Origin of the sequence: Streptomyces sp. NPDC048192, assembly GCF_043202415.1 — a bacterium.
In the GTDB taxonomy this organism is placed as follows: Bacteria; Actinomycetota; Actinomycetes; order Streptomycetales; family Streptomycetaceae; genus Streptomyces.
Genome location: NZ_JBIDAL010000001.1, coordinates 269,639 through 295,554, shown reverse-complemented (window position 1 = coordinate 295,554; position 25,916 = coordinate 269,639). Strand labels below are relative to the sequence as shown.

Here is a 25,916-nt window from a genome sequence, read left to right as displayed (position 1 = left end):
GCTCAGCGGTCGGCGGCGTACGGGGCCAGCGCGCGGCGCAGCGGCTCCCAGCCGCGGGAGCGCTTCGTACCCCGGTTGCGGGCCGTGACCAGCGGCTTCCAGAAGCCGGCCGCGAGGAACTCCTCCGGCTTGACGGCGGTGGTGCGCTCCAGCACGGACTCCGGGACCTTCTGCGGGTCGGGCACCTCGAACTCCGCGAGGATCTCGTCGTACCTGTCCTTCAGGACGGTGCTGTCCGGGTCGGCGCCGAAGACCAGCAGCTGGCCGGTGGGCGCGGTGTCGACCAGGACCGTCACCAGGTCGGGGCGGTACCGGCCGAGGATCTCGATCAGCTTGTAGACGTCGCCGGTCCAGGCGTTGGTGTGCCGGTCGCGGGCGGCCTCGTCGACGTTGCGCGGGAGCATGTCGTCGAAGACGATCACGCTCGCCCAGTCGGAGTGCTTCTCGATGTTGATGAAGTCGCGCAGCGCGTACTCGAACAGGTGCATGCCGTCGATGAACGACAGGTCGAGCGTGGTGCGCCTGAAGTAGCCGAACGGGCTGCGGTTGCGGGCCAGGTTGCGCAGCGGATGCCGGCCGCCGCGCAGGTGCGCGAGGGGGTTGTCGCGGGCGAAGAAGTCGTCGCTCGTCGCCTTCACCAGGTGCACGTCGCAGCGTATCTCCGTGACCACCTTGAAGGCGGGGTCGACCGCGATGCTGGGCACCCGGGACAGCGTCAGGCTGCGGCCGTCGTTGACGCCGATCTCCAGGTAGTTGCGGTTCGCGCTGACCTTGTGGAGTTCCCGCAGGAACTCGTGCCGTTTCACTTAAGTCGTCTCCTTGCGGATGTGGGGCAGTGCTTCGTGCAGGGCGGTCCGCCAGTCCCTGAGCGGTGCCAGACCGGCCGCCCGCCACCGTTCGTGACCGAGGACGCTGTAGGAGGGCCGGGGCGCGGGCCGGACAAAGGCCCGGCTGTCGGTGCGGCGGACCCGGTCAGGGTCGGCGCCGGCCAGCCGGAACACCTCGCGCGCCAGCTCGTACCAGCTGGCCTCGCCCGCGTTGGTGGCGTGGAAGACGCCGGACGCGCCGCTGACACCCAGGTCGGCGATCCGGGCGGCGACGTCCGCGCTCCAGGTGGGCTGGCCGTGCTGGTCGTCCACGACGGCGACGGTGTCCCGGGTGCCTTCCAGCCGCAGCATGGTGCGCACGAAGTTGGATCCGTGCGCGCCGTACAGCCAGGCGGTGCGCACCACGGCCGACGCGCCGGGGAGTTCGGCGAGCACGGCCCGTTCCCCGGCGAGCTTGGTGCGGCCGTAGGCGGTGCGCGGTGCGGGTTCCTCGTCCTCGCCGTAGGGGACGTCGCGGTCCTCGCCGGAGAAGACGTAGTCGGTGGAGACGTGGATCAGGCGGGCGTGGGCGGCGGCGCAGGCGCGGGCCAGCAGCCGGGGGCCCTCGCCGTTGACGAGCAGGGCGCGCTCCTCGTCGGTCTCGGCGGCGTCCACGGCGGTGTAGGCGGCGCAGTTGACGACGATGTCCGGCCGGTGCTCGGCCAACGCGCTCGCGACGGCGGCCGGTTCGGTGATGTCGAGCCCGGCGCGGCCGAGTCCGGCGACGAACTCGCCGCGTCCGCGCAGTGTCTGCACGGTGTCCTGGCCGAGCATGCCGCACGCGCCGGTGACCAGCCACCTCATCGGGCGCTCCGCCGCTTCAGCGGCTCCCACCAGTCGCGGTGCTCGCGGTACCAGGCGACGGTCTCGGCGAGCCCGGCGGTGAAGTCGCGGCGCGGGCGGTACCCGAGTTCGTCGCGGATCTTGCTCCAGTCGACCGAGTAGCGCAGGTCGTGGCCCTTGCGGTCGGCGACGTACTCGACCCGGTCCCAGCCGGCGCCGCACGCCTGGAGGAGCAGGCCGGTCAGCTCCTTGTTGCTCAACTCGGTGCCGCCGCCGATGTTGTAGACCTCGCCGGGGCGGCCCTCGGTGCGCACCAGGTCGATGCCGTGGCAGTGGTCGTCGACGTGCAGCCAGTCGCGGACGTTGCGCCCGTCCCCGTACAGCGGGACCGTCAGGCCGTCGAGGAGGTTGGTGACGAAGAGCGGGATCACCTTCTCCGGGAACTGGTGCGGGCCGTAGTTGTTGGAGCAGCGGGTGACCCGCACGTCCATGCCGTGGGTGCGGTGGTAGGCGAGGGCGATGAGGTCGGAAGAGGCCTTGGATGCGGAGTACGGCGAGTTGGGGGCCAGCGGGTGCTCCTCCGGCCAGGAGCCGGTGTCGATGGAGCCGTACACCTCGTCGGTGGAGATGTGCACGAACGGGCCCACGCCGTGCCTCAGCGCCGCGTCGAGCAGGGTCTGGGTGCCCAGGACGTTGGTGCGCACGAACTCCGCGGCGCCCTCGATCGAACGGTCGACGTGCGACTCGGCGGCGAAGTGCACCACCTGGTCGGCGTCGGCCATCAGCTTGCCGACCAGGGCGGCGTCGCAGATGTCGCCCTGCACGAAGTCCAGCCGGGGATGGCCGAGGGGCAGGTTGGTGAGCGTGCCGGCGTAGGTGAGCCGGTCCAGCACGGTGACGTCCGGGGCGCCGGGCGAGTCGTCGGCGAGGAGCATGCGGACGTACGCGGAGCCGATGAATCCGGCGGCGCCGGTGACGAGGAGGTTCATGAACCGATCTGCACCTTGCTGTGGTCTCCGAGGACGGGTCGGTGGGCCCTGGGGACGGATTCCAGGCCGTAGCACAGCACGGGCTTGCCGGCCACCGGCACCAGCCGTTTCGCCGGGGCGTGCGTGATCGGACGCAGCCGGGTGCCGGAGCCGCCGGAGAGCACCAGAGCCTTCATTCGCCACACCTTAACGGCGATCGTCCGGATCGGAGCTTTGCTTCGCTGACTTGTTCGTTACGACGGCATGGCTCTGGTGTCGACGGGGCTTTACCGGAAGGGCGTTCGGCCGCAGGTGCCGTTCAGTCCTCGCCGCGCACGATGTTGTCCTCGGAGGCGGTCCTCCGCTGCTGGGCGGAGTCGCGGTCCATGACGGCCGCAAGGCAGGTGCGCACGCCCCGGTTCCGCCGCCGGCGGGCCTTCGCCCAGCCGGTCTCGGCGTAGGGCAGGGACGGTTTCTCGGTGGGCTGCGCGGTCACGTCGTCCATCTTCCTTCTGCGTCGTCCGCCGGCTCCCGGGGCGCATGTGCGTCAGCGGCCCCGCGGGGGCCCGGGTGCGATAGGTGTCGTACCGGGTCCCCGCGGGGCCGGGGCGGCAAACACGGGGCGGCTCAGGTGCGGCCGCCGCCCCCGCCGCCGAAGGCCCCGCTGGAGCCGGGCGACCAGCGGGGCCGGCGCTGGTCGTCGGCGCGCCGGCTGCGGACGGTGCCCACCTGGTAGGGGGTGAGCCGTTCGCCGTCGTCGACGGCGCGGGGCACCTCGTCCGGCTCGCGCATCTCGTGGGTCTCGCCCACCGGTCCGGACGGCGGCACGGTGGGCTGCTCCTCGGGTCGCGGTGGCGGGGACTCGTTCCGGCGCACCTTGATGCCGAGCCGGAAGGCGAGGATCAGTCCCACGGTGCAGGCGATCCCGGCGAGCAGGATGAGGACGTACCCGAAGACCTGGGCACCGGATGCTGCTGTGTTCGTCGCGAAGTCCATGGGCGTCGGGTACCCGGCCGAGCGGCGGATACGACTCCCGGTGCGAGGCGTGGCGCACACGGGGCCGCAGGTCACGGGGAGTAGCGTCACCCGCGATGACGGAACTACCGGAGATGTCGGATACGCACGAGATCGTCGCGCGCTACACGGCCCCCGCCCCGCGTCCGGGCCGGGCCGTGCTGCGCTGGGTCTCGACCGCCGACCACAAGGTGATCGGCCGGCTGTACATGGTCACGGCGTTCTGCTTCTTCCTGTTCGCCGGGCTGCTCGCCCTCGGGATGCGCGCGGAACTCGCCCGGCCGGGTCTGCAGTTCCTGAGCGAACACGGATACGACGAGTTCTTCACGATCCACGGCACGATCATGATGCTGCTGTTCGCGACCCCGATGTTCGCCGGGTTCGCCAATGCCGTGATGCCGCTGCAGATCGGCGCGCCGGACCTCGCCTTCCCCCGGCTGAACGCGCTGTCGTACTGGATGTTCCTGTTCGGCGGGCTGATGGTGGTCTCCGGGTTCCTGGTGCCCGGTGGGGCCGCGGCGTTCGGCTGGTTCGCCTACGCGCCGCTGAACAGCGCCTACTTCTCGCCCGGTGCGGGAGGTGATCTGTGGGCGATGGGGCTGGTGGTCTCCGGTGTGTCGACCACGCTGACCGCGGTGAACTTCATCGCCACGATCGTGTGCCTGCGCGCGCCGGGCCTGACCATGTTCCGGATGCCGATCTTCACGTGGAACGTGCTGTTCACCTCGATCCTGATCCTGCCCGCGTTCCCGGTGCTCACGGCGGCGCTGCTGGCGCTGGAGGCGGGCCGGAAGTTCGGGGCCCACGTCTTCGACGCGGCGAACGGCGGCGCGCTGCTGTGGCAGCACCTGTTCTGGTTCTTCGGGCATCCGGAGGTCTACATCGTGGCGCTGCCGTTCTTCGGGATCGTCTCGGAGATCATCCCGGTGTTCTCCCGCAAGCCGCTGTTCGGCTATGTGCCGATGATCGGGGCGACGATCGCCATCACCATGCTGTCGGCGGTGGTGTGGGCGCACCATATGTTCGCCACCGGCGCGGTGTTGCTGCCGTTCTTCTCCCTCATGTCGTTCCTGATCGCGGTGCCCACGGGCATCAAGTTCTTCGCGTGGATCGGCACGATGGTCAACGGCTCGGTGTCGTTCGAGACGCCGATGCTGTGGGCGATGGGCTTCCTGGTGTCGTTCCTGCTGGGCGGGCTGAGCGGCGTGCTCATCGCCTCGCCGCCGCTGGACTTCCATCTCACCGACACCTACTTCATCGTGGCCCATCTGCACTACGTGCTGTTCGGCACGGTGGTGTTCGCGATGTTCGCCGGGTTCTACTTCTGGTGGCCGAAGTTCACCGGCAAGATGCTGGACGAGCGGCTCGGCAAGCTCCACTTCTGGCTGCTGTTCCCGGCGTTCCAGCTGACGTTCCTGGTGCAGCACTGGCTCGGCGAGGAGGGCATGCCCCGCCGGTACGCGGACTATCTGACCGCGGACGGCTTCACCCTGCTCAACACGCTGTCCTCGGCCGGGGCGTTCCTGCTGGGCGTCTCCACGCTGCCGTTCCTGTACAACGTCTGGCGCACCGCCGTCCGGGGCGAGAAGGTCACCGTGGACGACCCCTGGGGCTGGGGCCGCGGCCTGGAGTGGGCCACCTCCTGCCCGCCGCCCCGGCACAACTTCACGGCGCTGCCCCGGATCCGCTCCGAGTCCCCCGCGTTCGACCTGCACCATCCGGACATCGAGAGTCCGCCCGGAGAGGAGCTGGTGCGATGAAGGCCGAGGCGCTGCTGTTCGGCGGGGTCGCGCTGTTCTTCGGCGGCTCCGCCGCGCTGTACGGGCTGTGGTCGGGCGAGGAGGCGGGCACGGCCGCCCTGGTCGTCGCGTGCGGCATGGCCGGGCTGGTGTCGTTCTTCTGCCTGATCCAGTACCGGCGCCGCGGGACGCGGGCTCAGGACCGCACGGACGCGGAGGTCGCGGACGCGACCGGGCCCGTGGCGTTCTTCCCCGACGAGAGCCCGTTCCCGATCGTCACCGCGCTCGGCTTCGCGCTCACCGCGACCGGCGTCGTCTTCGGGCTGTGGCTGTTCCTCATCGGCCTGGGCGTTCTGGCGCGCGGGGTGTACGGGCTGGTGTTCCAGTACGCGCACCGGTGAGCGGCCGGCGCGGGGCACCGGGCCGGAACTCCTCCACGGGCTCGTGGTCGGTCTCGTAGCCGCCGGTGACGCTCTGCCGGATCTCGCCGGTGGGCACGCCCTCCGCCAGCCGCTCGTTCTCGGCCGCCGTCAGGGCCCGGCACAGCCACCGGGTCGCCAGGAAGGCCAGGACCGGCGCCACGATCAGGGAGACACGGCACACCCAGGTGATGGCGTTGACGGAGACGCGGAAGGTCTGGGCGATGACGTCGTTGCCGCCGGCCACCAGCAGCACGCCGTAGAAGACGATGCCCGCCACGCCGAGCCCGGTGCGCACCGGGCGCTCGCGGGGCCGGTCGCACAGGTGCCGCTCGGTCCACCACTCCCCCGTCAGGCGCTGCTCCACGAACGGGTAGACGTACAGGACGGCGAAGAGCAGAGCGGGCAGGACGACCGCCGGGAGCAGCACGTTCCACATGAAGGTGTGGCCGGCGACGTTCGTCTCCCAGGGCGGCATCAGCCGCAGCGAGCCCTCCAGGAAGCCGACGTACCAGTCGGGCTGGGAGGCGGTGGAGACCTGGTCGGGGCGGTAGGGGCCGTAGTTCCAGATCGGGTTGACCTGCGCGACGCCCGCGAGCAGCACCAGCACACCGAAGACGGTGAGGGACAGGCCCGTGGAGGTGGCCGTGAACTGCGGGACCAGGGGCTTGCCCACGGAGTTGGCGTTGGTGTGGCCGGGGCCGCGCCACTGGGTGTGCTTGAGCTGGAAGACCAGGATCAGATGCACCGCGACCAGGGCGAGCAGGAGGCCCGGAATCAGCAGGATGTGCAGCGGGTAGAGCCGGGTGATGATCTCGTGGCCGGGGAACTGGCCGCCGAACACGAAGAACACGAGATAGGTGCCGACCACGGGGATCGACTGCATGATTCCCTGGGCGATGCGCAGCCCGGTCCCGGAGAGCAGGTCGTCGGGGAGGGAGTAGCCGGCGAAGCCCTCGGCGAGCGAGAGGACGAACAGGGTCAGGCCGATGACCCAGTTCGCCTCGCGCGGCCTGCGGAAGGCACCGGTGAAGAAGATCCGCAGCATGTGCGTGCCGATCGCGGCCAGGAAGACCAGGGCGGCCCAGTGGTGGGTCTGCCGCATCAGCAGTCCGCCGCGCACGTCGAAGCTGATGCGCAGGGTGGAGTCGTAGGCCTGGGACATCCGCACCCCGCGCAGCGGCGGGTACGAGCCCGCGTAGACGACCTCGCGCATGTCCGGCTGGAAGAAGAACGTCAGCCACACCCCGGTCAGCAGGAGCACCAGCAGGCTGTACAGGGCGATCTCGCCGAGCAGGAAGGACCAGTGCTCGGGGAACGCCTTGCGCAGCAGCGAGCCCGCCTGCGACAGGGGCAGCCTCCGGTCCACGGCGCGCACGAGCCGCTCCCCGCGGCGGGCGTCCCCGCTCATGCGTCCTCGGGCTCCGCCGCCGCCCGGGCCACCTCGGCCTCCACCTCGGGGCGCGGCCGGCCCGACTCCTTCGCGTACTCGCTCACCGCGGTCTGCACGTCCCGGGCCAGGTCCCGCCAGGCGCGCAGCGCGGTCTCGTACGTGCCGGACTGGGCGCCGGTCATCCGCCGCTCGGCCGGCGGGCCGTAGGTGTGCCGCAGCTCCTCGACCGTGGCGTGGGCCGCCTCGGCCGCGCGCTGCTTCTGCACGAGTTCCTCGAAGGTGTGTGCCACACCAATCGACCCTAGGCATCCCTTTGCGGACACGCCTCCCGAGGCTGCGCCAACCTGCCGAAACGGTACCCGTGTGGCGGTCAGGGCGCGGTGCGGGCGAGGTGCGGTGCGCCGGCCGGTGCGGAGGCGCCCGCGGCCGTCAGCCGCCCGGCACCAGGTCCGCCCAGACCTGTTTGCCGCCGCTGACCGGGAGCGTGCCCCAGGCCGCCGACACCGCCTCGACCAGGAGGATGCCGCGGCCGCCGGTGGCCTCCCAGCCGATGCTGGTGGGCTTGACGGGGCTGCGCGGGGAGGTGTCGGCGACGGCGAGGCGCAGACGGTGGTTGACCAGGCTGAGGTCGAGGCGGACCTGCCCGCCGGTGTGCACGAGGGCGTTGGTGACCAGTTCGGAGACGACCAGCAGGGCCGCGTCCATGGTGTCCTGCGAAACGCCCCAGGCGCGCAGGGTGCGCCGGGTGAAGCGGCGGGCGTGCCGGACCGCCTCCGGCACCCGCCACACCGTCCAGCTCTCCCGCAGCGGCCGTACGGCCATGCCGTCGTAGCGCATCAGCAGCAGGGCCACGTCGTCGTCCCGGCGGGCGCCGGTGAGCAGCGCGTCGGCGACCAGGCCGAGGTGGGCCGGGTCGGCGGCGGACAGTTCCCCCGCGAGCCGGTCCATGCCGACGTCGATGTCGGCGTCCGGGGACTCCACCAGGCCGTCGGTGGTGAGCGCGATCACCGTGCCGGGCAGCAGCCGCAGCGGGGTCATCGGGAAGTCGGCCTGGCCGAGCACGCCGAGCGGGGGCCCGCCCTCGGCCGCCATGATCTCGGTGGTGCCGTCCGGGTGGCGCAGCACGGGCTGCAGATGGCCGGCCCGTACGCACCAGGCGGTGCCCTGCTCCATGTCGACGTCGACGTAGGCGCAGGTGGCGAAAAGATCGGTCTCCATGTCCAGCAGCAGCCGGTTGGCGTGCGCGACGACCACGTCCGGCGCGTGGCCCTCGGCGGCGTAGGCGCGCAGCGCGGTGCGCATCTGGCCCATCAGGGTGGCGGCGCCCGCGTTGTGGCCCTGGACGTCGCCGATGACGAGGGCGACATGGTGGTCGGCGAGCGGGATGACGTCGTACCAGTCGCCGCCGACCTGCAGCCCCTCGGTGGCGGGCAGATAGCGGGCGACGGCGACCGCGCCGGGCAGCCGGGGCAGGCGGCGCGGCAGCAGGGTGCGCTGGAGCATGCCGACGAGTTCGTGCTCGGCGTCGAAGGCGTGGGCGCGCAGCAGGGCCTGCCCGGCGAGTCCGGCGCAGGCGGTGAGCAGGGCGCGTTCGTCGGGGCTGAAGGGGTGCGGGCGGTCCCAGCCGATCAGGCAGGCGCCGGCCATGCGGCCGCCGGCGGGCAGCGGCAGCACCGCGAGGCCGCCGGGGCCGACGTCGGCGAGGGCGGGTTCCAGCGGGGTGCCGGCCGGCCAGATCCGGGCGCGGCCCTCGCGCAGCGCGGCGGCCAGCGTGGGCATGGCGCGCACCGGCGCGTCGGGCCATTCGGTGCGCCACTCGGTGCGCCACACCTCGGGCCACTGTTCGGGCTCGGGCGGGTCGAGGACGGTGACGACGAGCCGGTCGTTCTCCAGTTCGGCGAGCGCGAGCCGGTCGGCCTGCAGCGGTCCGCGCAGGGCGGCGACGACGGCCTTGCCGACGTCCTTGACGGTGGTGGCGGTGGCGAGCGCGGCGGCCAGGCGCTGCACCCGGGCCACGTCGGTGACGTCGGAGCGCAGGGTGGAGGCGTCGGCGACGGTGCCGACGAGCCGGGCGGGGCGGCCCTCGCCGCCGGGGAGCAGCCGGCCGCGCAGCCGCAGCCAGCGGGGCGCGCCGGAGGGCTGCAGGATGCGGAACTCCAGCTCGCGCTCGCCGATCGACATGTGGTCGGCCTCCACCACGCTCATCAGCGCGGGCAGGTCTTCGGGGACGGTGAGCGAGAGCAGGGTCTCCACCCGGCCGTCGAAGTCGTCGCGGGTGAGCCCGCACAGCCTGAGGATCCCGTCGCCGACCTCGATCCGGCCGCTGTCCATGGCCAGGCTGAACGCCTCCGGCGGCAGTTCGCCGCCCTCGCCGACGAGGGCCGCCGGCAGGGGGACGGCGATCGCGCCGGTGATCAGCTCCAGGCAGGCGCGCTCCTCGGCGCCGAAGCCGCCGCCGTGCTCGCTGACGGCCAGCAGACAGCCGCCGCCCGCCGGTCCGAGCGGCAGGGCGGCCACGGAGAAGTCCGGGGACGGGGTGCGCCGGGCCTCGGGGCATCCGGCGACCTGCTCGGGGCCGAGCCAGCGCGGCCGCCCGGTGCGGTGGGTCTCGGCGACCGGGGAACCGCCCGCGACCGGATAGCAGTCGCGCAGGCCGTACAGGGTCCGGGGCAGTCCCGCGGACTCGATGAGACACACCTGGGCCGGGTCGTCGCCGGGTGTGTAGACACCGGCGAAGGCCGCTCTGGCGAACACCAGCGCCTGTTCGAGGATGCGGTGCAGCCGGTCCGGCGTGTCGGGCGCCGCGGTGAGCGCTTCCAGGGCGGCTCGGGCTCGCTCCGTCGTCGTCCGGCTGATCGCAGCGCCCTCGCTCCTCACCACGTTCGCCATTACAGCGCGTATGCGGCTCCTGCGCAGCCCCTGTGAAGGGTGCGGGTGTGTGGCGTGCCCTCCGCTCGAAAGCCGCCGAACACATCTTGACGCGTGAGTTCCGCACACCGACCTCGTGACAGACGTGACTTTCCGCCACCGGGCGGCTCCTGCGAGTGTCGTCTGCGGCCACACCACGAAGGGGCGGGAGGGGCATGGACAAGCGGTACGAGGTGTACGCGCTCGCCGACGGACACTTCTACGACACGCCCGACCGGCTGCCGGGAGCGGACGGCGCCCCGGCGCCGCAGTTCGCGACGGCGTGTCGCGCCGTCCCGGAGGGCTGGCGCGCGGGGCGCTCGGGCGACTGGCTGACGCTGACCCCGGTGGGCGCGGACGGCGCGCCGCTGCCGGCGCCGGCGCAGGGCTGGAAGATCCACTCCTCGGCGACGGCTTCGAACGCCGACCGGGTCGCGGCCGTCGTCTGGGACTACTGCGTGCCGCGCCGGATCCCGTTCAAGTTCGTGCCGGGCCCGCACCTGCTGCACCTGCGCAACGCCAAGTACGCGGGCCGCGACACCAGCGGCAAGTTCGTCACCGTCTACCCCGCCGACGAGGAGCAGCTGCACCGGACCCTGCGGGAGCTGGGTGCGCTGCTGGAAGGCTTCGAGGGGCCGTACATCCTCACCGACCTGCGCTGGTACGACGGCCCGCTCTACGTCCGCTACGGCGCCTTCGCCCGCCGGTACGTCGTCGACGAGCGCGGCTCGCTGGTCCCGGCGGTGGCCGACGGCGAGGGCCGCCTGGTGCCGGACCGGCGGGACCCGTCGTTCCAGGTGCCCGAGTGGGTGACGCTGCCGGAGTTCCTGCGCCCGCATCTCGAGGCCCGCAACACCACGACGGTGGGCGACCTGCCGTACCGCATCGAGAAGGCGCTGCACTTCTCCAACGGCGGCGGGGTGTACGCCGGGACCGACACGCGGGACGGGCGCCGGGTGGTGCTGAAGGAGGCCCGGCCGCACGCGGGGCTCGCCGCCGACGGCGCGGACGCGGTGACCCGGCTGGAGCGGGAGAAGGCCGCGCTGGAGCGGGTCGCCGGCACCGGTGTGGTGCCCGAGGTGCGGGACTGGTTCACGCTCGGCGAGCACCGGTTCCTGGTCATGGACCACGTGCCGGGCCGCCCGCTCAACTCGTTCTTCGCCGAGCGGCATCCGCTGCTCACCCCCGACCCGGACCCGGGCGCGGTCGCCGCGTACACGGCGTGGGCGCTGCGGATCCACGAGGCGGTGGAGCGGGCGGTGGCGGCGGTGCACGCGCGCGGGCTGGTCTTCAACGACCTGCACGTCTTCAACATCATGGTGGCCGAGGACGAACGGTCCGTGTACCTCATCGACTTCGAGGCCGCCGCCCCGGCAGCCGACAACGCCCGGCAGACCGTCGCCCACCCCGGCTTCTTCGCCCCGCCGGACCGGCGCGGCACGGACGTCGACCGCTATGCGCTGGCCTGTCTGCGGCTCGCCCTGTTCCTGCCGGTGACCACGCTGTTCGTGGTGGACCGGGGCAAGGCGGCGCATCTGGCGGAGGTGATCGCCGAGCAGTTCCCGGACGTGCCGCGGGCCTTCCTGGACGAGGCCGTCGCGGAGATCACCCGGAACACGCCCCGCACCGCGGCCCGGCCCCCGGTGCTGCCCGGCGACTGGCCGTACAGCCGGGACTCGATGGCGAAGGCGATCCTCGCCTCCGCCACCCCGGAACGCGACGACCGCCTCTTCCCCGGGGACATCGCCCAGTTCGCCGACGGCGGCGGCCTCGGCCTCGCCCATGGCGCGGCGGGAGTCCTCTACGCCCTCGAGGCCTCCGGGTGCGGCCGGTACGACGAGGGCGAGCGCTGGCTGCTGAACCGTACCGCCCCGCCGCCGCCCGGCACCCCGCTCGGCCTGTACGACGGCCTCGCGGGCGTCGCCCTGGTGCTGGACCGCCTCGGGCACCGGCAGCGGGCGCTGGACCTGATCGACGGCGTGCTGCGGGAGAACTGGCGCAGCCTCGCCTCCGACCTGCACGGCGGCCTGGCCGGGCTCGGCCTGGTCCTCGGCCGGCTCGCGGAGACCACCGGCGAGCAGGATCTGCGGGAACACGCCGCCGAGGCCGCGGGCATCCTGCTGCGGCGGCTGGCGGAACCGGCGCAGGACGGCCCTCGGCGGCGCGCCGGGCTGCTGCGCGGCGCGAGCGGTCCCGCGCTGTTCCTGATCCGGTGGTACGAGCAGACCGGCGAGGAACGCTGGCTGACCGCGGCGGGCGAGGCGCTCCGCCGCGACCTGGACCGCTGCGTGACCCAGGAGGCGGGCGGCGGCCTGGAGGTGGACGAGGGCTGGCGGACGCTGCCCTACCTCGGCGACGGCAGCGCGGGCATCGGACTGGTCCTGGACGACTACCTGGCGCACGCGACGGACGGCACCGGGGAGTTCGCACACGCCCGGGCCGGCATCCTCACCGCCGCCACCTCCCGCTTCTACGCCCAGCCGGGCCTCTTCCAGGGCCGCGCCGGGATGATCCTGCACCTCGCCCGCAGCACCGCTCCGGGCGCCGGACCCGCACGCCTTGAGCAGCAGATCGCGGGGCTCGGCTGGTTCGCCATGGACTACCAGGGCCAACTGGCGTTCCCCGGGCACCAGATGATGCGGCTCTCCATGGACCTCGCCACCGGTACGGCAGGCTGCCTGCTCGCGCTCGCCGCGGCCCGCGACGACGCCCGCACCGCGCACCTGCCCTTCCTGCCGCCGCCACCGGCGGCCCACACACGCGGCTCCGCACTCACGGAGTCGTGACACCACTCCCGTCCCCATGAGGAAAGGACAACACCATGGCACTGCTCGACCTGCAGACCCTCGAGTCCGAGGAGCAGCACCACAACGGCGCGAGCACCGCGAGCCTGCTCTCCTGTGTGTCCGCGGCGAGCGTTCTGCTCTGCCTCTGACCCCAGCGCCGGCACCGACGGCTCCGGGCGACGCCCTCCCCGCGTGGGAGGGCGCCGTCCGGGGCCCGTCCGGCTGGGGCCGCCCACGACCGCCGTGCCGGTTCCGTCCGACCCCAGCGAGGCCGCAGCCGATGAACTCCTCCTCCCCCAGCGCCGCTTCCGCGGCCGGCCGTGAACTGTCGCGGGCGGCGCTGCGGCAGAGCGGCGTCCGCTGTGCCGCGCTGGGCGCCGTGAGCACGGCGGCCACCGCCGCCGGTCTGCTGCTGCCCGCCCTGCTCGGGCACACCCTGGACCTGCTGCTGGCGCACGCACCGGCCGCACGCTGGGTCGGCTGCTGCGCCGGCGTCGTCCTGCTGCTCGCCGTGCTGGACGGCTGCGCGGGGGTGCTCACCGGCACCGCCGACGCGCACGCCACCGCATGGCTGCGCCGCGATCTGGGCGGGCATGTCCTGGCGCTGGGCCCGCGCGCCCTGACCCGGTTCGGGGCCGGTGACCTGGTGGCACGGCTGGTCGGCACCGCCGCGCAGGCCGGGACGGCGCCGGGTGCGCTGGCCGCGTCGCTCGCCGCGCTCGCCGGGCCCGTCGGGGGCGTGGTGGCGCTCGGTCTCATCGACCCGTGGCTGGCGGCCGTGTTCCTCGCCGGGGCGCCGGTCCTGGCCCTGCTGCTGCGCGCGTTCGCCCGGGACACGTCGGCGTGCGTGGCCGACTACCAGCGGGCGCAGGGCCGGATCGCCGGGGCGCTGGCGGAGGCGGTCGAGGGCTTCCGTACGATCCGGGCCGCGGGCGCCGAGCGGCGCGAGACCGCCCGCGTGCTGGCACCGCTGCCCGAACTGTCGCGCGCCGGGCACCGCATGTGGCGGGTGCAGGGGCGGGCCGCCGCCCAGGCGGTCGTCGTGGCCCCGCTGCTGAACCTGGGCGTGCTGGCGGTGGCCGGGCTCCTGCTGGCCCGGCACCGCCTGTCGGTGGGCGAGGTGCTGGCCGCCTCCCGGTACGCGGTGCTCGCCACGGGCGTCGGCACGCTGGTCGGGCAGCTGGCCGCGCTGGCACGGGCCCGCGCGGCGACCGGCCGGCTCGCCGAGGTGCGCGCCGTGCCCGCGCCCGCGCACGGCACCCGCCGCCTGCCGCCGGGCAACGGGCGGCTGGAGCTGCGCGCGGTGACCGCACGCCGGGGCGGGCACACCGTCCTGGACGGCGTCGACCTGGTCGTCCCGGGCGGCACCAGCCTCGCCGTGGTCGGCCGTTCCGGTGCCGGGAAGTCGCTGCTCGCCGCGCTCGCCGGGCGGCTCGCCGACCCCGACGCGGGCGAGGTCCTCCTCGACGGCGTACCGCTGCGCGACCTGGGCCACGCCGAGCTGCGCGACGCCGTCGCCTACGCCTTCGAGCGGCCCGCCCTGCTGGGCGCCACCGTCGAGGACACGATCGCCTTCGGCCGCACGCCCGCCGGTCCGGCGGCCGTCCGCCGTGCCGCGCGGCGGGCCCGGGCCGACGACTTCGTACGGCGCCTCCCCGACGGCTACCGCACCCGCGTCGCCGACGCGCCCCGCTCCGGCGGCGAGAGCCAACGCCTCGGCCTGGCCCGCGCGTTCGCCCACGGCGGCCGTCTGCTCGTCCTCGACGACGCCCTCTCCAGCCTCGACACCGTCACCGAACACCACATCACCCGGACCCTGTTGTCCCCGGACCCCGGCCGTACCCGGCTCCTGATCGCCCACCGCGCCTCGACGGCCGCCCACGCGGACCGGGTCGCCTGGCTGGACGCGGGCCGCGTCAGGGCGCTCGGCACCCACCGCGAGCTGTGGCAGGAGCCGGGGTACCGAGCGGTGTTCGGCCACGAGGGCGGCGGCTGACGCACACCCTCGCGAACCGCCGGACGTACCCGGCAGGACCCGCACCGACCCGCTCCGAAGGGGGAGTTGACGCACATGGCCGACGCCGGACGCTCATCCGGACGGACGGCCGCGCGACCGGCCACCGGCCGCCCGGCGCCGGTCCGCGGCCACGGACGCCGGTTCCTGCGGGAGCGGTGGCGGGTGCTGGCCCGGCTGGGGGCGTGGTCGGTTCTCGAGGCGGGGCAGACGTTCGTGCTCGGCTACGCCCTCGCGCGGGCGCTGGACGCGGGGTTCCTGGCCGGGGACGCGCGCATCGGGCTGCTGTGGCTGGGTGCGGCGGGGCTCGCCGTGGGCGTCGGCGCGGTCGGAACGGGGCGGGTGTACGGCGTGGTCGCCGCGCTGGTGGAGCCGGCCCGGGACCGCCTGGTCACGGCGGTGGCGGAGCGCGGAGTGCGGGAGGCGGACCCCGGCGCGCTGTCCGGGCTCACCCAGCAGGTGGAGATCGCCCGGGACACGTTCGCCGGTGTGGTGCTGGTGTCGCGGTCGTTCCTGTTCACCGCCGCCGGCGCCCTGATCGGCCTGTTCTCGCTGGCCCCGCTGCTGCTGGCGGTCGTGCTGCCGCCGCTGCTCGCCGGGACGGCCCTGTTCGCCGCGACACTGCGCCCGCTGGCCCGCCGTCAGGAGGCCTTCCTCACCGCCGACGAGGACCTCGCCCACGAACTGGGCACCGTCGTCCCGGCGCTGCGCGACGTCACCGCGGCCGGCGCCGAGGAACGCGTCGCCGCCGCCCTCGCCCGGCGCACCGACGCGGAACTGCGCTCCGCCCGCGCCCTGGCCCGGTGGAGCGTCACCCGGGTGGCCGCCCTGGCGCTGGGCGGCGAACTCCCTGCGGTGCTGCTGCTGGTGACGGCCCCGTGGCTGCTCGGCCACGGCGTGACCCCGGGCGCCCTGGTGGGGGCGCTGACCTACGTCACCCAGTCCCTGCTCCCCGCCCTCGCCAACCTGGTCCACGGCCTGGGCACCAGCGGCGCACGCCTGACGGTGGTGCTGCGCCGCCTGCTGGCCCCGCGCTCCGAGGGCCCCGGGGCCGTGGTCACCGGCGGCGTCGCCGCGCCGGCGACGCCGGACACCGCCCTCTCCCTCACCTCCGTCACCTTCGCCTACGGCCCCGCGAGCGAGCCGGTGCTGAAGGACCTCGACCTCACGCTTCCCCGCGGCGCCCACCTGGCCGTCGTGGGCCCCAGCGGAATCGGCAAGTCGACACTCACCGCGCTGATCTCCGGCCTGCTCGTCCCCCAGCACGGCACCGTCCGGGCGTGCCCCGCCGTCCTCATCCCGCAGGAGGCGTACGTCCACACGGGCACCCTGGCCGAGAACCTCGCCCTGCACCGCCCGGCCCCGGTCCCCGAGCCGGAACTCCTGGCCGCCGCCGACGCGGTCGGCCTGACACCCCTGCTGCGACGCGTCGGCGGGCCCGAAGCCCCCCTCGACCCGGCGCACCTGTCCGCGGGCGAGCGCCAGCTCGTCGCGCTGACCCGCGCCTACCTCTCCCCCGCCCCGCTGGCCCTGCTGGACGAGGCGACCTGCCATCTCGACCCGGAGGCCGAGGCGCGGGCCGAGCGGGCCTTCGCGGCGCGCCCTGGCGGCACGCTGATCGTCGTCGCGCACCGGATCAGCTCCGCCCGCCGGGCCGACCGCGTCCTCGTCATGGACGGCGCGCGCACCGCCTGCGGCACCCACGAGGAGCTGCTGCGCACATCGGCCCTGTACCGGGACCTCGCGGGCCGCTGGACGAGCCCCGCCCCGCTGCCCCGCTGACCACCCCGTCCCCCGCCGCGCGACAGCCCGTCACACCCACCCCTCGCCGCGCGATATGCGAATGGCGTCGATCCGGTTCCGGGCCCCCGTCTTGCGGGTGATCGACGCCATGTAGTTGCGGACCGTGCCGTGCGAGAGGTGGAGCCGCCCGGCGATCTCGGCGACGGACGCGCCTCCCGCGGCCAGGGACAGCACGCTCAGTTCGCGTCTGGTCAGCGGCATCTGGGCCGCCTTGAGGAAGCCGAAGCCCAGCGACGGATCGACGAAACGTTCCCTCTCGGCGACGGACCGGATGGCGCGCACCAGCCGCTCCGGTGCGCCCGCCTTGTCGACATAGCCGAGCGCGCCCGCCTCGGCGGCCCGTTTCAGCAGGCCGGGCCGGTTCGCCTGGGCCAGCACCACCAGGGCCGGCGGCGTGCCGCCGGGGCCGGGCGGGCACAGGTCGGCGAGCGGCGGCATGCCGGGGCCGTCGGCCCGGTCGAGGTCCGCCGCGCACACGTCGGGGCGTAAGGAACGCACCCGCCCGACGGCTTCCCGCCACGGCGTGTCGTGCACGTCGAGACCGGGATCCCGCCGCAGCCATTCGGCCAGCACCGCTCGCACCAGACACGCGTCCTGCACCAGAAGCACCCGGATCACTGCCCGCCCCCTAGTTCGGTCGTCCTCGCTCGTCGCCTGCGTTCCGCGTCGCCGTCCGCGCCGTCGCGGCCGTCACGCTGCGCACCGTGTTCCCGCACGGACAGCGCGTGCCCATTCTTCGGTGCCGGTACCGTCCGCGGGCGCGGAGATCCGGCCATCAAGATGCGCGGGGGCGCATGCCAGGCGCCCGTACGCCGCCCGCGCTTCCGCCGGCCGGGCATGGGTGCCCGCGAACGGGGTATGCGATGGCATCCCCGGGCGGGTCGGCGGCCCGGGGCCGGGCGGCTCGTCGTGCGCCGGGCCCGCCCGCGGGGGAGCGTTGTCCCCAGGACGCGCGACGCGGCCGTACGAGGAGGTGGTCGGCGTGTCCGACGGGCCGGAACCGGCACCGGCGGCCGGCACGGCGCCGGGCGCCCATCCCGTGCTGTCGCTCGCGCTGGTGTCGATGATGCACGAGGTGCACGCGCACTCCGGCGCGGTGTACCTGCTCGGCCCCGGTGAGCAGGTCCTGCGGATGGCGGTGCACGCGGGCATGCCGCGGGCGTTCGCGGCGCCGTGGGAGCGGGTCGGGCTGTCCGCGCCGATCCCGGTCGCGGACGCGGCGCGCGAGCGCCGGCTGGTGTGGGTGGGCGGCGAGGAGGAGATGGCCCGCTGCTATCCGCGCGTCGCGGTGGTGCTGCCGTACCCGTTCGCGCTCGCCGCGCTGCCCGTGGCGACCGAGCGGCAGGTGTACGGCGCGGTGTTCGTGACCTGGCCCGGCACGCATCCGCCGGAGCTGTCCGACGCGGAGCGGGACCACCTGTGGGCGGCCTGCGAGCGGCTGGCACTGCGGCTGGAGCGCGCCGCCGGGGAGGGCCGGACGTTCGGCGGGGAGAGCGATGTACTGGCCGCGCCGGCATGGGCCGCGGCCGAGACGCTGGGCGCGGTGGAGGCGGCCCGGTTGGTGTCCCGGCTGCCGTACGGGCTGGTGTCGCTGGATCTGGACGGCCGGATCGGGTTCGTCAACGCGGCCGCCGCCGAGCTGCTCGGCAGGCCGGCGGGCGAGCTGCTGGGCACCCTGCCGTGGGTGTCGGTGCCGTGGCTGAACGATCCGATGTACGAGGACCGTTACCGGGGGGCTCTGCTCAGCCAGCGGACGACGTCGTTCGTGGCGCTGCGCCCACCGGGCGAGTGGCTGTCGTTCCGGATGTATCCGAGCACGACGGGTCTGAGCGTGCGGATCGGCCGGGCCCGGGCGGTGGCGGACATGGCGCCCGAGCCGCCGCGGGCGGACGGCGCGCCGTCCCGGCTGGTGTCGATCTCCCAGGTGCTGAGTTTCGCGGGCGCGCTGACCGAGGCGGTCGGCGTGCAGGACGTGGTGCAGCTGGTCTGGGACGAGGTGGCGCCCGCGGTCGGCAGCCAGGCGCTGGTGGTCCTCGGCTCGCAGGGCGGGCGGCTGCACGTCCTGGGGCACCGCGGGTACCGGGACCCGCACACCGTCGAGCGCTTCCACGGGCTGCCGCTGGCCCGGCGGACCCCGGGCACCCATGTGCTGACCAGCGGGGTGCCGGCGTTCTTCGAGTCCCGGGACCAGCTGGAGCGGCTGTATCCGGCCCGGCACGAGACCCCGGACGGCTACGCCGCCTGGGCGTATCTGCCGCTGATCGCGTCCGGGCGGCCGGTGGGCACCTGTGTGCTGGCCTACGCCGAGCCGCACGTCTTCCCGGCGGACGAGCGGGCCGTGCTGACGTCGCTGGGTGGGCTGATCGCGCAGGCGCTGGAACGGGCCCGGCTGTACGACGCCAAGCACCGGCTCGCGCAGGGGCTGCAGCAGGCCCTGCTGCCGCGCTCGCTCGCGCCGCCGCCCGGCATCGAGGCGGCCGCCCGCTATCTGCCGGCCGCCCACGGCATGGACATCGGCGGCGACTTCTACGACCTGGTGCCCTCGCTGCCGCTGACCGCGGCGGTGATCGGGGACGTGCAGGGGCACAACGTGACCGCGGCGGCGCTGATGGGGCAGATCCGCACCGGGGTGCGGGCGTACACCACGGTCGGGCAGGCGCCGCACGAGGTGATGCGCAGCACGAACCGGCTGGTGTTCGACCTCGGCGCCGAGCTGTTCGCCAGCTGTCTGTATCTGCGGCTGGACCCGGCGCGCGGGACGGCCGTGATGGCGCGGGCGGGGCATCCGCCGCCGCTGCTCAGGCGGCCGGACGGGCGGGTGCGGGTGCTGGACCTGGCGGGCGGCCCGCTGCTGGGGATCGATCCGGCCGCGGTGTACCCGACGACCGAGGTGTCGCTCGCTCCCGGCTCGGTGCTCGTCCTGTACACCGACGGCCTGGTCGAGACGCCCGGGACCGACATCGAGGACGCGCTGGTGGGTCTCGGCGGGCTGCTGTCGGAGGTCGGCGACCGGCCGCTGGAGCAGCTGGCGGACGAGGTGGGCCGGTACGGCGCGGCGGGCCGGGAGCGGGTGGACGACGTGGCGCTGCTGCTGTTGCGGGCGTGCCAGGAGGCCTGACGGGGTGCGGCCGACAGGGGGCACGGCGTGCGGCCGCTCGGTCGGCACGGGGTACGGCCGCTCGGTCGGCACGGGGTGCGGCCGCTCGGTCGGCACGGGGTGCGGCCGACCGGTCGGCACGGCGTGCGTCCGACCGGTGGGCACAGGGTGCGTCCGACCGGTCGGCACGGGGTACGGCCGACCGGTGGGCAGGGCGGTCCGGCCCTCCCGCCGGAGGGCCGGACCTTCCCCGCCGGCGGGAACCGCGGGTGAGGCCAGCGGGGAGACGGGGTGCCCGGCGGGGCGCGGAAGGGGCGCGGGGGACGGCCCGAGCAGCCGTGACGGCGCCGCGGCCGGGAGGCGGCCGTACCGCCGCCCCCGGTGCCGGGCGCTCAGCGCGTACTGGTCAGCGAAGACCCGTCGTCCCCGGACCCTGCGCCGGACTGGTCGCCGCCGCTGCCCGACGGGTCGCCCGCCGAGGCCGACGGATCGGCCGAGCCGGACTGGTCGCCCGCACCCGACTGGTCGCCGGCACCGGACTGGTCGCCCGCCGGGGCCGACGGATCCGCGGAGCCGGACTGGTCGCCGGCTCCGTTGCCGAGGGTGGCGCCGGTGGCCTGCAGGGCGGCGGTGACCGGCTGGAAGAAGGTCTCGCCGCCGCTGGTGCAGTCGCCGCTGCCGCCGGAGGTGAGGCCGACCGCGCTGCCGTCCTGGGTGAACAGCGAGCCGCCGCTGTCGCCGGGCTCGGCGCAGACGTCGGTCTGGATGAGGCCGTTGACGGTGTCGACGCCGCCGGGGTTCGTCTCGCTCTGGAAGTTGACCGTGGCGTCGAGGCCGGTGACCTTGCCGTCGTGCAGCCCGGTGGTGGAGCCCATCCGGAACACGGTCTCGCCGACCGTGGCGTCGGCCGCCTGGTTGATCTGCACGGTCTGGCCGTTGCCGACGTTGACCTCGCTGGGCGCCTGGGTGCTCGGGTCGTCGTACTTGACGAGCGAGAAGTCGTTGCCGGGGAACTTGGCCTGGTCGACGGTGGCGACGGGCTGCCCGTTCTGCGAGTCGGACCAGTCCTTGGCGGCGACCCCGCAGTGACCGGCCGTCAGGAAGGCGGGACTGCCGTCGGAGGCGGTGACGTTGAAGCCCAGGGAGCAGCGCACGCCCCCCTGCTGGGTCTGGGCGAAGATCGCGTCGCCGCCCGAGACGAAGGTCTTGAAGGTGCCGGCGGACTTCTTCAGGGTCGCCATGCCGGAGCCGAGGCCCTGCACGGTCGACTGCAGTCTGTCCCACTTGGCGCCGGTGACGGTGGAGTCGGCGGTGACGAGGATCTTGTCGGTGCGCGGGTCCACGGCCCAGGAGGTGCCCGGGATGGTCGCCTTGGTCTTCAGCGTCGTGGCGGCGGCCTTGAGGTCGCGGGTGCTGTTCTTCACCTGGCGGACCACCGCGCCCGCCTTCTTCGCCTGCTGGATCACGTTGTTGTCGCCGCTGACCACGTTGACGACGAGCTGCTGCCTGCCGCCGTCGTAGTACGACCCGGCGAAGGCGTCACCGAGTGCCTTCTGCAACTGCGCGGCGAGCCCGGAGGCCTGAGCGGCCTTCAGGGTCCTCGCGGTGCCGCCCGCCGCCTGACCCCCGTCCTGCGAGGCGTTGGCGTGCGGGAGCAGGAGGGCCGCCGCTCCGAGCGCCGCGACACCGCCCACCGCTATCGCGGCCTTGCGCTTGGGCATTCGCTTGTGACTCAAACTTCTCGACCTCCTGGGTACGGGGGCTGCCGCTCGCGGGCGGTTCGTCTTCGGGGCGCCTGGATGGCCGTACGTACGCACCGGCCGTGCGGTGCGTTCAATTCCGTTTCCCGGCGGCCGCGCCGGGCGGGCGAATCGGCCATGCCCCGCGTGGCGGGGCGGGCGGCCGGGAACACTCCCGCGTATGACGATGACCCCGGCCGAAGCCGACAAGATCCTCGCCGCGAACTTCGCTCCCTGGGTGCTCGATCTCGGGCTGACGGTCGAGGCGGTGGGCGAGGACCGGGCCGTGCTGCGCCTGCCCTGGTCCGAGCGGCTGGCCCGGGAGGGCGGCGGTCTGTCGGGGCAGGCGCTGATGGCGGCGGCGGACACGGCGACGGTGATCGCGGTGTCGGCCGCGCGGGGCGGATTCGTGCCGATGACGACCGTTCAGCAGTCGACGTCGTTCCAGCGGGCGGTGTCCGGTGCGGATGTCCGGATCGAAGCGGTGCTGACGAAACTGGGCCGCCGGATGGCGTTCGCGGACATCGCCCTGAGCGACGCCGGCTCGGGCGCGCTCGCCGCCCGGGCGAGCACGGTGTACGCGATCCTGGGCTGACACGTTCCGCTACCGATCAGTAACGGTCCGTTTCCAGCGCGGAGCGGAATCTTCCCTTCAGGGAATCTGCACATCGAATACCCAAGCGGCTCACCGTGGACGGCGGATCTGCACATCCGCGCGCCCCCGGACACGCCTTTGGCGCGGAGTGCCGGATTCGCCGGCGGACGGGCAAGGGCGCCGGTGCGACGATGCCGTGCGGCATGTGAAGGAGTCGCCGACATGTCGTGCGCAGACCTGCACGGATGAACCCCGCCGTTGGTCAAGTGCCCTGGTGAGAGCCCTGGTTGATTGGAAGCCCGCCCCGCGTGCGTGCTTTGATCCATCGCACCGCGGGGGTTCACGGCGGGCTCCCGGAGACGGGGGCCCGGCGCCCGCGGTCGCGGCCGTCCGTCTGTCCCCAGAGGGGGCCGCTCCCCCTTGTGAAGTATCCATCAGGAAGGGAAGTTCCATCATGAACTCCACCCCCCAGGTCGAGACCGTCGAGATCTCGGACGCCGAGCTGGACAACGTCTCCGGCGGTCTGTCCCTGAACACCCTGAACACCGTCACGGGCGCCGTGAACGGCATCGCCCCGGTCTCCGGCGCCGTGAACACGGTCGTCGGCACCGTCGAGGGTGTCACCGGTCTGAACGTGCAGCCGGTCACCGACCTGGTCGCCGGTCTCTGATCGCACCTCGTCGCACCGAAGTCCCGGAGCCGTTCGCCGGCTCCGGGGCTCTCGGATGCCCTGAAACACCCGCGTCTCTCCCACAGGTGAGGGAAGTTCCGTGCAGTTCCGCCAACAGGCCCTCGCCAAGCTCCAGTCACCGGAAGAGCTGGACCTCCCGGTGCGGCTGGCCCGCCCCCAGGGCTGGCTGGCCCTCGGTGTCACCGTCGTCGTGATGGCGGCGGCCTCCGTGTGGGCGGTGACCGGCTCGGTCGCCTCCACGGTGAGCGCCCCGGCCGTCCTCACCCACGGGCAGGGCAGCTATGTACTGCAGAGCCCGGTGTCCGGGCAGGTGACGGCCGTCCTGGCCCGGCAGGGTGAGCGGCTGCCCGCGAACGCCCCGGTCCTCAAGGTCCGTACCCAGCAGGGCGAGGCCGTGGTCCGCACGGTCGCCGCGGGCCGGGTCACCACGCTCGCCGCCACCATCGGGCAGATCATCCAGACCGGCACGAACGTGGCCGCCGTGGAGAAGGTCGCCCACGCCTCCGACCCGCTGTACGCGACCGTGTACGTCCCCGCCGAGAGCGCCGCCGGCATCCCGGCGCACGCCTCCGTCGACCTCACCGTGTCCTCGGTGCCGGCGCAGACGTACGGCGTGCTGCGCGGCGAGGTGAAGTCGGTGGACCGCACCGCGCAGTCCGCCCAGTCGATCTCCGCCTTCCTCGGCGACAGCCAGCTCGGCGAGCAGTTCACCCGCAAGGGCCGCCCGGTGGCCGTCCTGGTCACCCTCGACAGGTCGGCCGCCACGAAGAGCGGTTACCGCTGGTCCACCACGGACGGGCCGCCGTTCCGGCTCGACTCGATGACGCTCGCCTCCGGTTCCATCAAGCTGGCCGACCAGCACCCCGTCGATTGGCTGCTCCCGTGACCGCCACCCAGGAACGCGGCCGCAGACGCGCCGCCCCCGCCAAGCGGCCGGTGCCCAAACCCCGCGGCGGAACGGTCCGCACCCCCACCGTGCTCCAGATGGAGGCCGTCGAGTGCGGCGCCGCCTCCCTCGCGATGGTCCTCGCGCACTACGGCCGGCACGTCCCGCTGGAGGAGCTGCGCATCGCCTGCGGTGTCTCCCGCGACGGCTCGCGCGCCTCCAACCTGCTGAAGGCGGCGCGCAGTTACGGTCTGACCGCCAAGGGCATGCAGATGGACCTGGCCGCGCTGGCCGAGGTGGCGGCGCCGGCCATCCTGTTCTGGGAGTTCAACCACTACGTCGTCTTCGACGGCATGGGCCGCCGCTTCGGCCGCCGCGGCGTGTACATCAACGACCCCGCCAAGGGCCGCCGGTTCGTGCCCATGGAGGAGTTCGACGGCAGCTTCACCGGTGTGGTGCTGGTGATGGAGCCCGGCGACGGCTTCACCAAGGGCGGCCGCAGGGCGGGCGTGCTCGGGGCGATGCCGGCCCGGCTGCGCGGCACCGCGGGCACCCTGCCCGCCGCCGTGCTGGCCAGCCTGCTGCTGGTGGCGGTCGGCGCCGCCGTGCCCGCGCTCAGCCGCACCTACATCGACACCTTCCTCATCGGCGGACAGACCTCCCTGCTCGGCGTGCTGTTCGCCTCCATGGCCACCTGCGTCCTGCTCACCCTGGTGCTGACCTGGCTGCAGCAGGCCAACCTGCTGCACGGCCGGATCATCTCCTCCACCCTCTCCAGCGCCCGCTTCCTGCGCCATCTGCTGCGGCTGCCGGTCACCTTCTTCGCCCAGCGCTCCCCCGCCGACCTGGTGCAGCGGCTGCAGTCCAACGACCAGGTCGCCGAGACCCTGGCCCGCGACCTCGCCGCGGCCGGCGTCGACGCGATCGTCGTCGTCCTGTACGCCGTCCTGCTCTACACCTACGACCCGCAGCTGACGTTCGTCGGCATCGGCGTGGCCCTGCTCAACGTGGTCGCCATGCGGCTGGTGGTCCGGCTGCGCGCGACGCGCACGGCGAAGCTGCGCGCGGACACGGCACGGCTGACGAACACCTCGTACACCGGTCTGCAGCTGATCGAGACGATGAAGGCGACCGGCGGCGAGGACGGCTACTTCCGCAAGTGGGCCGGGCAGCACGCCACCACGCTGGAGGAGCAGCAGCGGCTCGGGGTGCCGAGCGCCTGGCTCGGGGTGGTCGCGCCGACGCTCGCCACGTTCAACAGCGCGCTGATCCTGTGGATCGGCGGAATGCGGGCGGTCGAGGGACACATCTCCGTCGGCCTGCTGGTCGCCTTCCAGGCGCTGGTCACCCGTTTCACCGCGCCGCTGACCCGGCTCAACGGCGTCGCGGGCCGCATCCAGGACTTCGCCGCCGACGTGGCCCGGCTGAAGGACGTGGAGAACTTCCAGGCCGACCCGCTCTACGCCCGCCCCGGCGGCGCCGACTCCACCCGGCGGCTGCACGGGCACGTCGAGCTGGAGAACATCACCTTCGGCTACAGCCCGCTGGACAAACCGCTGCTGAGCGGCTTCGACCTGACCGTGGGGCCGGGTCAGCAGGTGGCGCTGGTCGGCGGCTCCGGCAGCGGCAAGTCCACGGTGTCCCGGCTGATCTCGGGCCTGTACACGCCGTGGGACGGGGTGATCCGCATCGACGGCCGCCGGCTGGAGGACATCCCGCGCGGCGCGCTCGCCGCCTCCGTCTCCTTCGTCGACCAGGACGTGTTCCTGTTCGAGGGCTCGGTCCGCGACAACGTGGCCCTGTGGGACCCGTCGATCCCCGACGAGGCCGTGGTGGAGGCGCTGAAGGACGCCGCCCTGTACGACGTGGTGATGCGCCGGCCCGGCGGCATCCACAGCAGGGTCGAGCAGGACGGCCACAACTTCTCCGGCGGACAGCGCCAGCGCCTGGAGATCGCGCGGGCGCTGGTGCGCCGGCCGAGCATCCTCGTCCTGGACGAGGTGACCAGCGCGCTGGACGCGGAGACCGAGCTGGTCGTGATGGACAACCTGCGCCGGCGCGGCTGCGCCTGCGTGGTGATCGCGCACCGGCTGAGCACGGTCCGCGACAGCGACGAGATCGTCGTACTGCAGCACGGCACGGTCGTGGAGCGCGGACGGCACGAGGAGCTGGTGGCGCGCGGCGGCGCGTACGCCGCGCTGGTCAGGGAGCGATGA

At 73.9% G+C, this 25,916-nt stretch carries 21 protein-coding genes and 1 pseudogene; 11 read left to right on the top strand and 11 right to left on the bottom strand.

Features of this window, described 5'->3' with window-relative positions; translation table 11 throughout:
- Window positions 1-2: 2 nt before the first annotated feature.
- The 6 genes and pseudogenes from ACGFZN_RS01315 to ACGFZN_RS01290 form a co-directional block, all read right to left on the bottom strand.
- Window positions 3-806: a class I SAM-dependent methyltransferase gene (locus ACGFZN_RS01315; RefSeq protein ID WP_393856376.1), complete on the bottom strand. Its 804-nt coding sequence runs from the start codon at window positions 804-806 to the stop codon at window positions 3-5.
- Window positions 807-1,670 (bottom strand): dTDP-4-dehydrorhamnose reductase, encoded by an 864-nt coding sequence (rfbD, locus tag ACGFZN_RS01310; RefSeq protein WP_393856375.1) that lies wholly within the window; start codon window positions 1,668-1,670, stop codon window positions 807-809.
- Window positions 1,667-2,638: a dTDP-glucose 4,6-dehydratase gene (rfbB, locus tag ACGFZN_RS01305; RefSeq protein WP_393856374.1), complete on the bottom strand. Its 972-nt coding sequence runs from the start codon at window positions 2,636-2,638 to the stop codon at window positions 1,667-1,669. The genes rfbD and rfbB overlap by 4 nt, the downstream gene beginning before the upstream one ends.
- 44 nt (window positions 2,639-2,682) lie before the next feature.
- A pseudogene (locus tag ACGFZN_RS01300) lies at window positions 2,683-2,814 on the bottom strand (sugar phosphate nucleotidyltransferase); the annotation flags it as partial.
- Window positions 2,815-2,936: 122 nt separating this feature from the next.
- Window positions 2,937-3,122 carry a hypothetical protein gene (locus ACGFZN_RS01295; RefSeq protein WP_393856373.1) on the bottom strand — a complete coding sequence of 62 codons (186 nt, stop codon included), beginning with the start codon at window positions 3,120-3,122 and terminating at the stop codon, window positions 2,937-2,939.
- Between the two features lie 122 nt (window positions 3,123-3,244).
- A complete protein-coding gene (locus ACGFZN_RS01290; RefSeq protein WP_393856372.1) occupies window positions 3,245-3,613 on the bottom strand; it encodes a DUF6479 family protein in 369 nt (122 codons plus the stop codon).
- 113 nt (window positions 3,614-3,726) lie between these two features.
- On the opposite strand from ACGFZN_RS01290, the gene ctaD reads away from it, so the two are divergent.
- Both ctaD and ACGFZN_RS01280 read left to right on the top strand, forming a co-directional pair.
- Window positions 3,727-5,391 (top strand): cytochrome c oxidase subunit I, encoded by a 1,665-nt coding sequence (gene ctaD, locus ACGFZN_RS01285; RefSeq protein ID WP_393856664.1) that lies wholly within the window; start codon window positions 3,727-3,729, stop codon window positions 5,389-5,391.
- Window positions 5,388-5,771 (top strand): cytochrome c oxidase subunit 4, encoded by a 384-nt coding sequence (locus tag ACGFZN_RS01280; protein WP_393856371.1) that lies wholly within the window; start codon window positions 5,388-5,390, stop codon window positions 5,769-5,771. The genes ctaD and ACGFZN_RS01280 overlap by 4 nt, the downstream gene beginning before the upstream one ends.
- Here the strand turns inward: ACGFZN_RS01280 and ACGFZN_RS01275 are convergent.
- From ACGFZN_RS01275 to ACGFZN_RS01265, 3 genes are all read right to left on the bottom strand, one after another.
- Window positions 5,707-7,200 (bottom strand): cytochrome bc complex cytochrome b subunit, encoded by a 1,494-nt coding sequence (locus ACGFZN_RS01275; RefSeq protein ID WP_393856370.1) that lies wholly within the window; start codon window positions 7,198-7,200, stop codon window positions 5,707-5,709. The two genes, ACGFZN_RS01280 and ACGFZN_RS01275, sit on opposite strands and share 65 nt — an antisense overlap.
- Complete coding sequence (locus ACGFZN_RS01270; protein WP_330336346.1) at window positions 7,197-7,472, bottom strand: hypothetical protein; 276 nt, start codon at window positions 7,470-7,472, stop codon at window positions 7,197-7,199. Before ACGFZN_RS01270 ends, ACGFZN_RS01275 begins: the two co-directional genes overlap by 4 nt.
- Window positions 7,473-7,611: 139 nt before the next feature.
- On the bottom strand, window positions 7,612-10,071 hold the full coding sequence (locus tag ACGFZN_RS01265) for a SpoIIE family protein phosphatase (RefSeq protein ID WP_393856369.1): 2,460 nt from the start codon (window positions 10,069-10,071) through the stop codon (window positions 7,612-7,614).
- A 194-nt stretch (window positions 10,072-10,265) separates the two neighbouring features.
- Between ACGFZN_RS01265 and lanKC the strand changes: the two genes are divergently transcribed.
- The 4 genes from lanKC to ACGFZN_RS01245 all read left to right on the top strand — a co-directional run bounded on the left by lanKC (window position 10,266) and on the right by ACGFZN_RS01245 (window position 16,671).
- On the top strand, window positions 10,266-12,875 hold the full coding sequence (gene lanKC, locus ACGFZN_RS01260; protein WP_393856368.1) for a class III lanthionine synthetase LanKC: 2,610 nt from the start codon (window positions 10,266-10,268) through the stop codon (window positions 12,873-12,875).
- 35 nt (window positions 12,876-12,910) lie between these two features.
- Entirely contained in the window at window positions 12,911-13,024 is a 114-nt protein-coding gene (locus ACGFZN_RS01255; protein ID WP_393856367.1) for a SapB/AmfS family lanthipeptide, read from the top strand.
- Window positions 13,025-13,155: 131 nt separating this feature from the next.
- Window positions 13,156-14,871: an ABC transporter ATP-binding protein gene (locus ACGFZN_RS01250; RefSeq protein WP_393856366.1), complete on the top strand. Its 1,716-nt coding sequence runs from the start codon at window positions 13,156-13,158 to the stop codon at window positions 14,869-14,871.
- Window positions 14,872-14,946: 75 nt separating this feature from the next.
- On the top strand, window positions 14,947-16,671 hold the full coding sequence (locus tag ACGFZN_RS01245) for an ATP-binding cassette domain-containing protein (RefSeq protein ID WP_393856365.1): 1,725 nt from the start codon (window positions 14,947-14,949) through the stop codon (window positions 16,669-16,671).
- A gap of 30 nt (window positions 16,672-16,701) precedes the next feature.
- Here ACGFZN_RS01245 and ACGFZN_RS01240 read toward each other — a convergent pair whose 3' ends face one another.
- On the bottom strand, window positions 16,702-17,310 hold the full coding sequence (locus ACGFZN_RS01240; RefSeq protein ID WP_393856364.1) for a LuxR C-terminal-related transcriptional regulator: 609 nt from the start codon (window positions 17,308-17,310) through the stop codon (window positions 16,702-16,704).
- 355 nt (window positions 17,311-17,665) lie between these two features.
- Here ACGFZN_RS01240 and ACGFZN_RS01235 point away from each other — a divergent pair, with 355 nt between their 5' ends.
- A complete protein-coding gene (locus tag ACGFZN_RS01235; RefSeq protein WP_393856663.1) occupies window positions 17,666-19,810 on the top strand; it encodes a SpoIIE family protein phosphatase in 2,145 nt (714 codons plus the stop codon).
- Window positions 19,811-20,181: 371 nt separating this feature from the next.
- Here the strand turns inward: ACGFZN_RS01235 and ACGFZN_RS01230 are convergent, their stop codons facing one another.
- The gene (locus ACGFZN_RS01230) at window positions 20,182-21,510 is read right to left on the bottom strand and encodes a S1 family peptidase (RefSeq protein WP_393856662.1); all 1,329 of its coding nucleotides are present in this window, start codon (window positions 21,508-21,510) and stop codon (window positions 20,182-20,184) included.
- A gap of 199 nt (window positions 21,511-21,709) precedes the next feature.
- On the opposite strand from ACGFZN_RS01230, the gene ACGFZN_RS01225 reads away from it, so the two are divergent.
- The 4 genes from ACGFZN_RS01225 to ACGFZN_RS01210 all read left to right on the top strand — a co-directional run bounded on the left by ACGFZN_RS01225 (window position 21,710) and on the right by ACGFZN_RS01210 (window position 25,916).
- A complete protein-coding gene (locus ACGFZN_RS01225; RefSeq protein ID WP_393856363.1) occupies window positions 21,710-22,123 on the top strand; it encodes a PaaI family thioesterase in 414 nt (137 codons plus the stop codon).
- Between the two features lie 454 nt (window positions 22,124-22,577).
- Entirely contained in the window at window positions 22,578-22,793 is a 216-nt protein-coding gene (locus tag ACGFZN_RS01220; RefSeq protein ID WP_393856362.1) for a type A2 lantipeptide, read from the top strand.
- A 100-nt stretch (window positions 22,794-22,893) separates the two neighbouring features.
- Window positions 22,894-23,700 (top strand): HlyD family efflux transporter periplasmic adaptor subunit, encoded by an 807-nt coding sequence (locus ACGFZN_RS01215; RefSeq protein WP_393856361.1) that lies wholly within the window; start codon window positions 22,894-22,896, stop codon window positions 23,698-23,700.
- Window positions 23,701-23,750: 50 nt separating this feature from the next.
- Window positions 23,751-25,916, top strand: a complete 2,166-nt coding sequence (locus ACGFZN_RS01210; RefSeq protein ID WP_393856661.1) for an NHLP family bacteriocin export ABC transporter peptidase/permease/ATPase subunit — start codon at window positions 23,751-23,753, stop codon at window positions 25,914-25,916.

Excerpts from the sequence above, each read along its gene's own strand:
- rfbD (WP_393856375.1), bottom strand. The coding sequence starts at position 1,670 with ATGAGGTGGCTGGTCACCGGCGCGTGCGGCATGCTCGGCCAGGACACC.
- rfbB (WP_393856374.1), bottom strand. The coding sequence starts at position 2,638 with ATGAACCTCCTCGTCACCGGCGCCGCCGGATTCATCGGCTCCGCGTAC.
- ACGFZN_RS01295 (WP_393856373.1), bottom strand. The coding sequence starts at position 3,122 with ATGGACGACGTGACCGCGCAGCCCACCGAGAAACCGTCCCTGCCCTAC.
- ACGFZN_RS01290 (WP_393856372.1), bottom strand. The coding sequence starts at position 3,613 with ATGGACTTCGCGACGAACACAGCAGCATCCGGTGCCCAGGTCTTCGGG.
- ctaD (WP_393856664.1), top strand. The coding sequence starts at position 3,727 with ATGTCGGATACGCACGAGATCGTCGCGCGCTACACGGCCCCCGCCCCG.
- ACGFZN_RS01280 (WP_393856371.1), top strand. The coding sequence starts at position 5,388 with ATGAAGGCCGAGGCGCTGCTGTTCGGCGGGGTCGCGCTGTTCTTCGGC.
- ACGFZN_RS01275 (WP_393856370.1), bottom strand. The coding sequence starts at position 7,200 with ATGAGCGGGGACGCCCGCCGCGGGGAGCGGCTCGTGCGCGCCGTGGAC.
- ACGFZN_RS01265 (WP_393856369.1), bottom strand. The coding sequence starts at position 10,071 with ATGGCGAACGTGGTGAGGAGCGAGGGCGCTGCGATCAGCCGGACGACG.
- lanKC (WP_393856368.1), top strand. The coding sequence starts at position 10,266 with ATGGACAAGCGGTACGAGGTGTACGCGCTCGCCGACGGACACTTCTAC.
- ACGFZN_RS01255 (WP_393856367.1), top strand. The coding sequence starts at position 12,911 with ATGGCACTGCTCGACCTGCAGACCCTCGAGTCCGAGGAGCAGCACCAC.
- ACGFZN_RS01250 (WP_393856366.1), top strand. The coding sequence starts at position 13,156 with ATGAACTCCTCCTCCCCCAGCGCCGCTTCCGCGGCCGGCCGTGAACTG.
- ACGFZN_RS01245 (WP_393856365.1), top strand. The coding sequence starts at position 14,947 with ATGGCCGACGCCGGACGCTCATCCGGACGGACGGCCGCGCGACCGGCC.
- ACGFZN_RS01230 (WP_393856662.1), bottom strand. The coding sequence starts at position 21,510 with ATGCCCAAGCGCAAGGCCGCGATAGCGGTGGGCGGTGTCGCGGCGCTC.
- ACGFZN_RS01225 (WP_393856363.1), top strand. The coding sequence starts at position 21,710 with ATGACGATGACCCCGGCCGAAGCCGACAAGATCCTCGCCGCGAACTTC.
- ACGFZN_RS01220 (WP_393856362.1), top strand. The coding sequence starts at position 22,578 with ATGAACTCCACCCCCCAGGTCGAGACCGTCGAGATCTCGGACGCCGAG.